Genomic DNA, 12,075 nt, shown 5'->3' with positions numbered 1-12,075 from the left:
CGCGGAAACCGGAGATCCACCAGTTATGAGACGCGCGAAAATCGTCGCCACCCTCGGGCCGGCAGCATCAAGCTATGAGCAGATCCGCGCCATTATCGACGCCGGCGTCGACGTCTGCCGCATGAACCTGAGCCACGGCGACTACACAGTGCACGAGGGCGTCTACGCCAACGTGCGCAAGGCCGCGAACGACTCCGGCCGCGCCGTCGCGGTGATGGTCGACCTGCAGGGTCCGAAGATCCGCCTGGGCAAGTTCGAGGGCGGCCCGTACGACCTCGCCGTCGGCGACATCTTCAAGATCACCACCGAAGACATCCTCGGCACCAAGGAACTGTCCGGCACGACCTACAAGGGCCTGCCGAACGACGTCAAGACGGGCGACTTCCTGCTCATCGACGACGGCAAGGTCAAGGTCGAGGTCGTCGAGACCGACGGCACCGTCGTGACCACCCAGGTCATCGTCGCCGGCCCGGTGTCGAACAACAAGGGCATCAACCTGCCCGGCGTTGCCGTCAACGTTCCCGCCCTGTCCGAAAAGGACGAGGCGGACCTGCGTTGGGGCCTGCGTCTCGGCACCGACCTCATCGCGCTGTCCTTCGTGCGCAATGCGGCCGACATCGACCGGGTGCACGAGATCATGGCAGAGGAGGGCCGCAAGGTTCCCGTCATCGCCAAGATCGAGAAGCCGCAGGCCGTCGAGGCCCTCGAGGGCATCGTCGACGCCTTCGACGCGATCATGGTCGCCCGTGGCGACCTGGGCGTCGAGCTTCCGCTCGAAGCCGTTCCGATCGTGCAGAAGCACGCCGTGGAGCTGGCCCGCCGGATGGCGAAGCCCGTCATCGTGGCGACGCAGATGCTCGAATCGATGATCCACAGCCCCGTTCCGACGCGCGCGGAGACGTCCGACGTCGCCAACGCCGTTCTCGACGGCGCTGACGCGGTCATGCTCAGTGGCGAGACCAGCGTCGGCGAGTACCCGGTGGTCACCGTTCAGACGATGGCCCGCATCGTGTCCTCGACCGAGGAGCACGGCCTGGAGCGGATCGCACCGCTCACCAACAAGCCGCGCACCCAGGGCGGCGCCATCACGCTGGCCGCCATCGAGGTCGCCGAGTTCGTCGAGGCCAAGTACCTCTGCATCTTCACCGAGTCCGGAGACTCCGCGCGACGCATGTCGCGCCTGCGCTCCTCGATTCCGATGCTGGCCTTCACGCCGGACGCCGGCATCCGCCGTCGCCTCGCCCTCACCTGGGGCGTGCAGACCTACCTCGTCGACCCGGTCACCCACACCGACTCGATGTTCGGTCAGGTCGACGACATCCTGCTCGGCCAGGGCCTGGCTGAAATCGGCGACAAGGTCGTTGTGATCTCCGGTTCCCCTCCCGGAATCGCCGGCTCCACTAACGACATCCGGGTTCACCGCATCGGTGACGCCCACAACGGTGTCGCTCCGGCGTACGCCCAGCAGTAGACAGCAGCACCCACCGGCACCATCCGGTGTGACACGGCCCCGCGGAACACTCCGCGGGGCCGTTGTCGTCTATCCGACCGGCACCCCCGGCCCGATGCCGCTGAACAGCCGTGCAGGCCCGATGAGCGCCCGTGCAGCCCGATGGCGGCCACGGTTGCGAAATCGGCACAGCGACGGCTGAGCGGGGCGTGTGCGGCCGCTGGGAGCCGGGTGCGAATACCGGGGGAAGCCGTGCGGGGGAGAGACACCGCATGCCCGCCGCCGGGGTGAAACCGGGGGACGGGCATGCGGTGAAGTGGTACCGGTGGTGGGACTCGAACCCACACGTCCTTGCGAACAAAGCATTTTGAGTGCTCCGCGTCTGCCATTCCGCCACACCGGCTCACAACACCTGCACCAGAATACCGTAGGCTTTTGGCTGTGACCGACCAAGAGACAACTCCAGTACCCCCCCGCCGCGTCGTCGTAGCGGAGGATGAATCCCTCATCAGGCTCGACATCGTCGAGATCCTCCGAGACAACGGATTCGAGGTCGTTGGCGAAGCCGGCGACGGCGAGACCGCCGTGGCCCTCGCCACAGAGCTCCGCCCCGACCTGGTGATCATGGACGTCAAGATGCCGCACCTCGACGGCATCTCCGCCGCGGAGCGCATCACGAAGGCACACATCGCCCCTGTCGTACTGCTGACGGCGTTCAGCCAGAAGGAACTGGTCGAGCGCGCGAGCGAAGCCGGCGCCCTGGCCTACGTGGTCAAGCCCTTCACCCCGAACGACCTGCTGCCCGCGATCGAGATCGCCCTCTCGCGTTACAGCCAGATCATCACCCTCGAGGCCGAGGTTGCTGACCTGGTCGAGCGCTTCGAGACCCGCAAGCTCGTCGACCGGGCCAAGGGCCTGCTCAACGAGAAGATGGGTCTGACCGAACCTGAGGCGTTCCGCTGGATTCAGAAGGCGTCCATGGACCGCCGCCTGACCATGCACGACGTCGCCCAGGCCATCATCGAGCAGCTCTCAGCCAAGAAGTAGCTCAAGCCAAGAAGTAGCTCGAGCCAAGAAACAGCTCGCGCCACCACCCCCCGTCACGAAGAAAGCGGGCCCCTCCTCGAGGGGCCCGCTTTTTCGCGGTCGGGGCGGCGTCAGACCGAGGCTGGCCGGTCCATGATCAGGTTGGTGATGCGGATGGTCGAGCAGCGCCGGCCCTTGTCGTCGGTGACCACGATCTCGTGCGTTGTGAGCGTGCGGCCCAGGTGGATCGGCGTGCAGACGGCTGTGACGAATCCGGAGGTGGCCGACCCGGTGTGACTGGCGTTGATCTCGATGCCGATGGCGATCTTGCCGGGGCCCGCGTGCAGATTGGCCGACATCGACCCGAGCGATTCGCCCATGACAACGTATGCGCCGCCGTGCAGCAACATGGCGGGCTGGGTGTTTCCCTCGACGGGCATGCGTGCCACCGCGCGATCGAGGGAGAACTCGGTGAACTCGATGCCCATCTTGTCCGCCAGGTCACCGGCTCCGCGTGCCTTCGTCCAGGCCAGGAAATCGGTGTCGTGCGTGAGCTTGTCGTGCTCGGTCATGGTCACCCTCGTGAGCTCTGCTCAGCCCCATCCGAAAGGCGGCTTGTAGGCTGGGACTGTGTCGGAATCCAAAAAGCCTACCCTGATGATCATCGATGGCCACTCGTTGGCGTACCGGGCGTTCCATGCCCTGCCCATCGACAGTTTCCAAACCCGGGACGGCCAGCACACCAACGCCATCCACGGGTTCCTGTCGATGTTGCTGAGCCTGCTGCGCAACGAGAAGCCGAGCCACATCGCCGTGGCCTTCGACATCTCCCGGTACTCGTTCCGCACCCGGGAGTACCCGGAGTACAAGGGCACCAGGGCTATCACGCCGTCGGAGTTCAAGGGCCAGGTGCCCCTGCTCCAGGAGGCTCTCAAAGCGATGAACATCACCACGCTCACCAAGGACGACTACGAGGCGGACGACATCCTCGCGACGCTGTCGGTGCGCGGCAGCGCCGAGGGCTTCGACGTGTACGTGGTGTCGGGCGACCGGGACACCATCCAACTGGTCAACGAGAGCGTCACCCTGCTCTACCCGGCCAGCCAGGGCGTCTCGGCGCTCACCAGGTACGACCCGGCCAAGGTCCGCGAGAAGTACGGCATCGCCCCCGAGCAGTACCCGGACATCGCCGCGCTGGTGGGGGAGACCAGCGACAACCTGATCGGGATCAGCAAGGTCGGTGAGAAGACCGCCGTCAAGTGGCTGGACCGATTCGGCAGCCTCGACGCGATCCTCGAACACGCCGATGAGATCACCGGTGTCGTCGGTGCCAATCTGCGCGAGCAGAAAGACAATGCGATCCGGAATCGTCGACTCAACCGCCTGGTCACCGACCTCGACCTGCCCGTCGAACTCGACGACCTGGTGCGCGGCCCCATCGACGAGGACGCCGTGCGCGACGTCTTCGGACGGCTGGAATTCCGCACCCTGCTCGATCGGGTCATCAAGCTCGAAGGCAACGGCAACGGCAACGGCAACGGGGACGGCAACGCCGCCGTCGCTCCGGCCGCCCCTGCGCCCGAGGTGCCCGTCGCCGCCAAGGCGCCCGTACAGCGCGAACTGCTCGACGAGGAGCTCGCCACCTGGCTGAACAGGGTGACCACGGCCGGAACGGCGCTCTCCGTCACGGTGGAGTTGCTCGACGGCCTCCCGATCGGCTTCGGCCTCGCCACCGCCACCGAGACCGCCACGGTGGCCTGGCAGCCGGGGCGCGCCGACTACCTGCCGCTCGAAGAGTGGCTCGCCGGCCCAAGCCCCAAGGTCATGCACGATGCCAAACCGCAGGTGAAGGCTCTGCTGCGGGCCGGCCTCACGCTGGACGGACTCGCCATCGACACCCTGGTGGCCGGCTGGCTGCTGCGACCTGGCGGCCCGGACAAGTCCCTCGCTGATCTCGTCACCCGCTACCTGGACGAGACCCTGCCCGTCGTCGACCCCAATCAGCTGGTACCTGACGAGAGCCTGGCCGGCGGCGTCGCTGTCGATTCCTGGTACACGGTGCGCCTGGCGGCGGCACTCGTGGCCCTGCTGGACGAGGGCTCCCGCTCAGTGTTGTCCGACATCGAGATGCCCACCCTGATGACCCTGGCCGGCATGGAACTGGCCGGCGTGGCCGTGGCCCACGACGAGCTGGCCGCACTGTCGACCCAGCTCGGCGACACCGCAGCCGAACTGGCCGCCGGCGCGTACGCCCAGATCGGCCGTGAGGTCAACCTCGGCTCGCCCAAGCAGCTCCAGGAGGTGCTCTTCGACCAGCTGGGGATGCCCCGCACCCGGGCCAACAAGACCGGTTTCACCACGGATGCCGGGGCCCTGGCCGACCTGCAGGCCAGCAACCCGCACCCTTTCCTGGACCTGCTCCTCAAGCACCGTGACGCCACGAAGCTCCGCCAGATCGTCGAGACTCTCGACAAGGCCATCGACGGCACCGGGCGCATCCACACGACCTATGTGCAGATCGGCACCGCCACCGGTCGGATCTCGTCCACCGACCCGAACCTGCAGAACATCCCGGTGCGCACGGAGGAGGGCCGCCGCATCCGCGCCGCCTTCCATGCCGGAGAGGGCAGCGAGAGCCTGCTGACCGCCGACTACTCCCAGATCGAAATGCGGATCATGGCGCACCTCTCCGAGGATGCCGGCCTCATCGAGGCGTTCAACGCCGGGGAAGACCTGCACCGTTTCGTCGGGGCGCGCGTCTTCGGCGTGGCCCCGGAGGATGTCACGGGGGAGATGCGCAACAAGGTCAAGGCCATGTCATACGGCCTGGCCTATGGGCTGAGCGCCTTCGGGCTGTCCAAGCAGCTGCGCATCGAGTCCCGCGAGGCGAAACAGCTCATCGCCGACTATTTCGCCAGGTTCGGCGCCGTGCGCGATTACCTGCGCCGGGTGGTGGAGCAGGCCAAGCTCGACGGGCACACCACCACGATCTTCGGCCGCCGCCGGCCGTTCCCCGAACTGAACAGCCCGAACCGGGTGCTGCGCGACAACGCCGAGCGGGCCGCTCTGAACGCCCCGATCCAGGGTTCGGCCGCCGACCTGATGAAGATCGCCATGAACAACATCGCCGCAGACTTGCGCGACCAGGACCTGGCCAGCCGGATGATGCTGCAGGTGCACGACGAGCTGATCTTCGAGGTCGCACCCGGCGAATGGGATGCCCTGCGCGCCGTGGTCACCCACCGGATGGAAACCGCGGCAGACCTGCTCGTTCCCCTGGACGTACAGGTGGGCAGGGGCGCCAACTGGGACGCCGCCGCCCATTAGCCCATGGTGGTGTCCTAGGCTCTCTGCATGACTCTGAACGAACAGCGGACTCCAACTCCCGTCGACCAGATCGCCGAACAGTGGGTGGACACCCTGGTCGACCTTGACCCGACTGTAGGCACGTACATCGGCCGGTCCAAGGACGGGTCCGGCTTCGCCGACTACTCACCCGACGGGCACAATCGGTACGTGCAGGCGGCCACGGAGGTCATCGGCGCCCTGGACGCCACGCCAGCCGTCGACTCGATCGACGACGTCACCCGCACCGACCTCCGCAGCACCCTCGCGCTCGACCTGGAAAGCTCCGCGGCGGGGCTGCACCTGCGCGACCTCAACGTCATCGCGTCGCCCGCGCAGGAGATCCGCGAGGTCTTCGACCTGATGCCCGCCGGCACAGTCGACGACTGGCAGAACATCTCGGCCAGGCTGAAGGCCGTTCCCGCCGCGATCGACGGCTACATCGAGACGTTGAGGCTGGGCATCGAACAGGGCGTCACGCCCGCCCGCCGCCAGGTGATGGAAGTACTCGGACAGGCCAGGCGCAACGCCGCCAACGACGGGTTCTTCAACCACTTCGTTGCCGAGGCCGGACTCGAGAGCGGATCGCTGCCGGCGTCCCTGGCCACCGACCTCGGTGTGGGCGCTCGTTCCGCCGCGACCGCCTACGAGCGGCTCGCGGCCTTCCTCGCCGACGACCTTGCCCCTCGCGCCACCGAGCAGGACGCCATCGGCCGAGACCTGTACGCGTTGAGCTCCCGCCGCTTCCTCGGCGCCACCATCGACCTCGACGAGACCTACGAGTGGGGCATCCAGGAACTCGCCCGGATGGTGGACGAGCAGGAGAGTGTGGCCAGGCAGATCAAGCCGGGCGCCAGCGTGCTCGAGGCCATCGAATTCCTCGACGGCGATCCGGCCAGGAAGCTCCACGGCACCGACGCGCTGCAGCGCTGGATGCAGGAGACCAGCGACAGGGCCGTGGCCGAACTCGGCGAGAGCCAGTTCGACATCCCCGAAGAGATCCGTCGCCTCGAGTGCATGATCGCGCCCACCCAGGAGGGCGGGATCTACTACACCGGTCCGACCGACGACTTCTCCCGGCCTGGCCGCATGTGGTGGTCAGTGCCCGTCGGCGTCACCGAGTTCGACACCTGGCGGGAACTGACCACGGTCTATCACGAGGGCATCCCCGGCCACCACCTGCAGATCGGCCAGGCCGTGTACAACCGGGCGAAGCTGAACACCTGGCGCCGCCAGCTCGCCGGCACGTCAGGACACGCCGAGGGCTGGGCGCTCTACGCCGAACGGCTGATGGAGCAGCTCGGCTACCTCGACGACCCTGCCGACAGGCTGGGCATGCTCGACGGGCAGCGGATGCGCGCCGCACGCGTGGTGCTGGACATCGGCGTGCACCTGGGCAAGAAGGTGCCCGACGGCTCGCAGACCTGGACCGCGGAATACGCGTTCGACTTCCTGGCGAAAAACGTGAACATGAACGACGGTTTCGTCAAGTTCGAGGTCAACCGCTACCTCGGCTGGCCCGGGCAGGCGCCGTCCTACAAGGTGGGCCAGCGCATCTGGGAGGAACTGCGCGACTCGGCAGCCGCCCAGGCCGGCGCTGATTTCTCGATCAAGGACTTCCACCGCAGGGCCCTCGACCTGGGCGGCGTCGGCCTCGACACCCTCCGCACGGCCCTGCTTCCCTGACCGGCGCACTCCCGTCCCCGGCCCGCTGCGATCAACGCATCGCGCGGTTCGGGTTCACCGCGACATACGCCGTCGGGCGGGTTGCCCGGGGCGCCCGGAAACAGCTAAGCTTTACTGTCACGCTTGTGACGAATTAGCCGTTGCCAGTCGCGGAACTTGAACTTAGATCGCACGTCCCTCCCTTCTGGCCCGAATATGTCCATCCTGGAGCAACTACTACATGACAATCGCAACGACCGAACGGGCACCCAAGCAGGTCGCCATCAACGACATCGGATCTGCTGAAGACTTCCTTGCCGCGGTCGAAAAGACTCTGAAATTCTTCAACGACGGCGACCTCATCGAGGGCACCGTTGTGAAGATCGACCGCGACGAGGTCCTCCTCGACGTCGGCTACAAGACCGAGGGTGTCATCCCCTCCCGCGAGCTCTCCATCAAGCACGACGTCGACCCCTCTGAGGTCGTCAAGGTCGGCGACCTGGTCGAGGCACTCGTTCTTCAGAAGGAAGACAAAGAAGGCCGTCTCATCCTGTCGAAGAAGCGCGCTCAGTACGAGCGTGCATGGGGCGACGTCGAGAAGATCAAGGAATCCGACGGAGTCGTCACCGGTTCGGTCATCGAGGTCGTCAAGGGCGGCCTCATCGTCGACATCGGCCTGCGTGGCTTCCTGCCCGCGTCGCTCATCGAGCTTCGCCGTGTCCGCGACCTGACCCCGTACCTGGGCCAGGAGATCGAGGCCAAGATCCTCGAACTCGACAAGAACCGCAACAACGTGGTCCTGTCGCGTCGCGCGCTGCTCGAGCAGACTCAGTCCGAGAGCCGCACCACCTTCCTCAACAACCTCCAGAAGGGACAGGTCCGCAAGGGCGTCGTCTCGTCGATCGTCAACTTCGGTGCGTTCGTCGACCTGGGTGGCGTTGACGGTCTGGTTCACGTCTCCGAGCTCAGCTGGAAGCACATCGAGCACGCCAGCGAGGTCGTCGAGGTCGGTCAGGAAGTCACCGTCGAGATCCTCGAGGTCGACCTGGACCGCGAGCGCGTCTCCCTGTCCCTCAAGGCGACGCAGGAAGACCCGTGGCAGGTCTTCGCCCGCACCCACGCCATCGGCCAGGTTGCACCGGGTAAGGTCACCAAGCTCGTCCCCTTCGGCGCGTTCGTTCGCGTTGCAGAGGGCATCGAGGGCCTGGTGCACATCTCCGAGCTCTCCGGCAAGCACGTTGAGCTCGCCGAGCAGGTTGTCTCCGTCGGCGACGAGGTGTTCGTCAAGGTCATCGACATCGACCTCGAGCGTCGCCGCATCTCGCTGAGCCTCAAGCAGGCCAACGATGGTGTCGACCCCGAGGGCACCGAGTTCGACCCGGCACTCTACGGAATGCTCACTGAGTACGACGACCAGGGCAACTACAAGTACCCCGAGGGCTTCGACCCGGAGACCAACGAGTGGCGCGAAGGCTTCGAGACCCAGCGCGAGAAGTGGGAGCAGGACTACGCTGCAGCCCAGGCTCGCTGGGAAGCTCACAAGAAGCAGGTCGCATCCGCGAACGACGAGATCATCGCCCCCGGCGATGTCGCGTCCGCCGCTGGCAACTCGTTCTCCAGCGAGACCGCCGGAGCCGGCACCCTCGCCGACGACGAGGCGCTTGCCGCCCTGCGCGAGAAGCTGTCCAGCAACAACTAGGAACACCTTCCCGGCTTCGGCCGGGACACGAACAGGCCGGACCCCACTGGGGCCCGGCCTGTTCCGGTTAACCCCGCCCGCGAGCCGTGAGCTGAACCCCGAAGAATCGGAATCTTCGGGGTCAAACTCACGGCTCGCGAGGTTCTAGCATGGGGGCGTGTACTTGATTGGGTTGACCGGCGGGATCGCATCGGGGAAAAGCACGGTGGCGAAGCGATTCGCCGAGCACGGAGCCGTGGTGATCGACGCCGATCAGCTCGCCCGCGCCGCCGTCGCGCCGGGCACGGATGCGTTGGCCCGCATCGGCGAGATCTTCGGCGACGAGGTCATCGCCGACGACGGCAGCCTCAACCGCGCCAGGCTGGGCTCGATCGTGTTCGGCAACCCCGCCGCACTCAGTGTGCTCAACAAGGTGGTGCACCCTGCCGTGCGCGCTCTCTCGAGCGCGGCCATCGCCGCCGCTGAACGGACCGACCCGCATGCCGTGGTGGTCTACGACGTGCCCCTGCTGGTGGAGGCCTCCGTCGGCCACCCCTTCGACCTGATCGTGGTGGTACACGCCGACGCCGAAACCCGGGTTGCACGCATGGTCGAGCTGCGCGGCATGCCGGAGGCTGACGCCCGCAGCCGCATCGGCGCCCAGGCCGGTGACGCTGACCGCCTCGCGGTCGCCGACGTGGTCATCGACTCGATGGGGTCCCTCGACGACACCCTCGGCCAGGTCGACAGGCTCTGGACCGATCGGCTCAGCGCGCACCAGCTCGGCGCCCACTCCGACACCAGTGTCGGTGGGGCTCCTTAGACTGGAAGCATGGAACCCACCCGCGCCGTTCACCCGTTCGAGGTGGTGAGCGAGTACACCCCCAGCGGCGACCAGCCCGCCGCGATCGCCGAGCTCACCGGCCGCATCAATGCCGGCGAAACCGATATCGTGCTGCTCGGCGCCACCGGCACAGGCAAGTCGGCCACCACGGCCTGGCTCATCGAGCAGGTGCAACGGCCCACACTGGTGCTCGCGCACAACAAGACCCTGGCCGCGCAGCTCGTCAACGAGTTCCGTGAGCTGATGCCCAACAACGCCGTCGAGTACTTCGTCTCGTACTACGACTATTACCAGCCTGAGGCGTATGTGCCGCAGACCGACACCTTCATCGAGAAGGACTCCTCGATCAACGAGGAGGTCGAGCGGCTGCGGCACTCGACCACCACCTCGCTGCTCAGCCGGCGGGACGTCATCGTCGTGTCCACGGTCTCCTGCATCTACGGCCTCGGCACGCCGGAAGGCTATCTCGAGGCCATGGTGGCCCTCCAGGTGGGCCAGAAAGTGGACCGAGACTGGTTGATCCGCAAGTTCGTCGCCATGCAGTACCAACGCAACGACATTGACTTCTCCCGCGGTCACTTCAGGGTGCGCGGCGACACCATCGAGATCATCCCGATGTACGAAGAGCTCGCCATCCGCATCGAGATGTTCGGCGACGAGATCGAAGCGCTGTACAGCCTGCATCCGCTCACCGGCGACGTTGTGAAGAAGCTCGATGCCGTCTCGGTGTTCCCTGGGTCGCACTACGTGGCCAGCACCGACGTCATGCAGCGGGCAATGGGAACGATCCAGGAGGAACTGGCCGAGCGCCTGGGTCAGCTGGAGCGCGAGGGCAAGCTTCTGGAGGCCCAGCGGCTGCGCATGCGCACCAACTTCGACCTCGAGATGATGGAGCAGATCGGTTTCTGCTCGGGCATCGAGAACTATTCCCGGCACATCGACGGTCGAGGCGCCGGGGAAGCAGGAAAATGTCTGCTCGACTACTTTCCCGACGACTTCCTCGTGGTTATCGATGAGTCGCACGTGACCGTGCCGCAGATCGGCGCCATGTACGAGGGGGATTCCTCGCGCAAGCGCACCCTCGTCGAGCATGGCTTCCGGCTGCCCAGCGCTCTGGACAACCGGCCGCTGAAGTGGAACGAGTTCAAGGGCCGCGTCGGCCAGACCGTGTACCTGTCGGCCACGCCGGGTAAGTACGAAATGGGCATCGCCGATGGCATCGTCGAGCAGATCATCCGCCCGACCGGCCTGATCGACCCGCAGATCGTGGTGAAGCCCTCCGCCGGCCAGATCGACGACCTGCTCGAGCAGATCCACCTGCGGGTGGACCGCAACGAGCGTGTGCTCGTGACCACCCTGACCAAGAAGATGGCCGAGGAACTCACCGACTTCCTCACCGAGGCCGGCGTGCGGGTACGTTATCTCCACTCCGACGTCGACACGCTGCGGCGGGTGGAGCTGCTCACCGAGCTGCGCCAGGGACTGTATGACGTGCTGGTGGGCATCAACCTGCTGCGCGAGGGCCTCGACCTGCCCGAGGTCTCCCTGGTGGCGATTCTGGACGCCGACAAGGAAGGCTTCCTGCGGTCGTCGACATCGCTGATCCAGACCATCGGCCGTGCCGCCCGCAACGTGTCCGGAGAGGTGCACATGTACGCCGACCGGATCACCGACTCGATGGCCAGGGCCATCGACGAGACCGACCGTCGCCGGGAGAAGCAGGTCGAGTACAACACCCTGCACGGCATCGACCCGACCCCGCTGCGCAAACGGATTGCCGACATTACCGACGTCCTCGCCCGCGAGGAGGCCGACACCGCCGAGCTGCTTGCCGGCCGCGACGCCCGGCGCCGCAGCCCCACGCCGTCGATGCGGAAAGGCCTGGCCGCCAACGGGGCCAACGACCTCGAGTCGATCATCGCCGATCTCAACGGACAGATGCTCGAGGCCGCCGGTGAGCTCAAGTTCGAGCTCGCCGCCCGACTGCGTGACGAGGTCTCCGAACTCAAGCGGGAGCTGCGCCAAATGGAGAAGGCCGGCCACCTGGGCTAACCGCGCCGGGAGCCG

The 12,075-nt window shown here is 66.5% G+C and carries 8 protein-coding genes and 1 tRNA gene; 7 read left to right on the top strand and 2 right to left on the bottom strand.

The features are described from left to right. Positions 1-25 precede the first annotated feature (25 nt). Positions 26-1,471, top strand: coding sequence for a pyruvate kinase (gene pyk / locus BJQ94_RS09630; protein WP_265400994.1), 1,446 nt, complete (start codon positions 26-28; stop codon positions 1,469-1,471). Between the two features lie 296 nt (positions 1,472-1,767). On the opposite strand, the gene BJQ94_RS09625 is transcribed toward pyk, so the two are convergent. Beyond that, positions 1,768-1,853 (bottom strand) — tRNA-Leu (locus BJQ94_RS09625). A gap of 38 nt (positions 1,854-1,891) precedes the next feature. On the opposite strand from BJQ94_RS09625, the gene BJQ94_RS09620 reads away from it, so the two are divergent. Then, on the top strand, positions 1,892-2,497 hold the full coding sequence (locus tag BJQ94_RS09620; protein ID WP_066595563.1) for a response regulator: 606 nt from the start codon (positions 1,892-1,894) through the stop codon (positions 2,495-2,497). A gap of 110 nt (positions 2,498-2,607) precedes the next feature. Here the strand turns inward: BJQ94_RS09620 and BJQ94_RS09615 are convergent, their stop codons facing one another. Beyond that, on the bottom strand, positions 2,608-3,048 hold the full coding sequence (locus BJQ94_RS09615; protein WP_265400995.1) for a hotdog fold thioesterase: 441 nt from the start codon (positions 3,046-3,048) through the stop codon (positions 2,608-2,610). Between the two features lie 58 nt (positions 3,049-3,106). Between BJQ94_RS09615 and polA the strand changes: the two genes are divergently transcribed. The 5 genes from polA to uvrB all read left to right on the top strand — a co-directional run bounded on the left by polA (position 3,107) and on the right by uvrB (position 12,060). Next, positions 3,107-5,803, top strand: a complete 2,697-nt coding sequence (polA, locus tag BJQ94_RS09610) for a DNA polymerase I (RefSeq protein ID WP_265400996.1) — start codon at positions 3,107-3,109, stop codon at positions 5,801-5,803. A gap of 27 nt (positions 5,804-5,830) precedes the next feature. Next, on the top strand, positions 5,831-7,507 hold the full coding sequence (locus tag BJQ94_RS09605) for a DUF885 domain-containing protein (protein ID WP_265400997.1): 1,677 nt from the start codon (positions 5,831-5,833) through the stop codon (positions 7,505-7,507). A gap of 220 nt (positions 7,508-7,727) precedes the next feature. Then, positions 7,728-9,185 (top strand): 30S ribosomal protein S1, encoded by a 1,458-nt coding sequence (gene rpsA, locus BJQ94_RS09600; protein ID WP_066595554.1) that lies wholly within the window; start codon positions 7,728-7,730, stop codon positions 9,183-9,185. Positions 9,186-9,342: 157 nt separating this feature from the next. After that, positions 9,343-9,987 (top strand): dephospho-CoA kinase, encoded by a 645-nt coding sequence (gene coaE, locus BJQ94_RS09595; protein WP_265400998.1) that lies wholly within the window; start codon positions 9,343-9,345, stop codon positions 9,985-9,987. A gap of 9 nt (positions 9,988-9,996) precedes the next feature. Continuing rightward, on the top strand, positions 9,997-12,060 hold the full coding sequence (gene uvrB / locus BJQ94_RS09590; RefSeq protein WP_265400999.1) for an excinuclease ABC subunit UvrB: 2,064 nt from the start codon (positions 9,997-9,999) through the stop codon (positions 12,058-12,060). Positions 12,061-12,075 lie beyond the last annotated feature (15 nt).

Origin of the sequence: Cryobacterium sp. SO2 (genome assembly GCF_026151165.2) — a bacterium.
GTDB lineage: Bacteria > Actinomycetota > Actinomycetes > Actinomycetales > Microbacteriaceae > Cryobacterium.
Note: the sequence above shows the minus strand (reverse complement) of the source record. Positions and strands in the feature narration are given on the sequence as shown.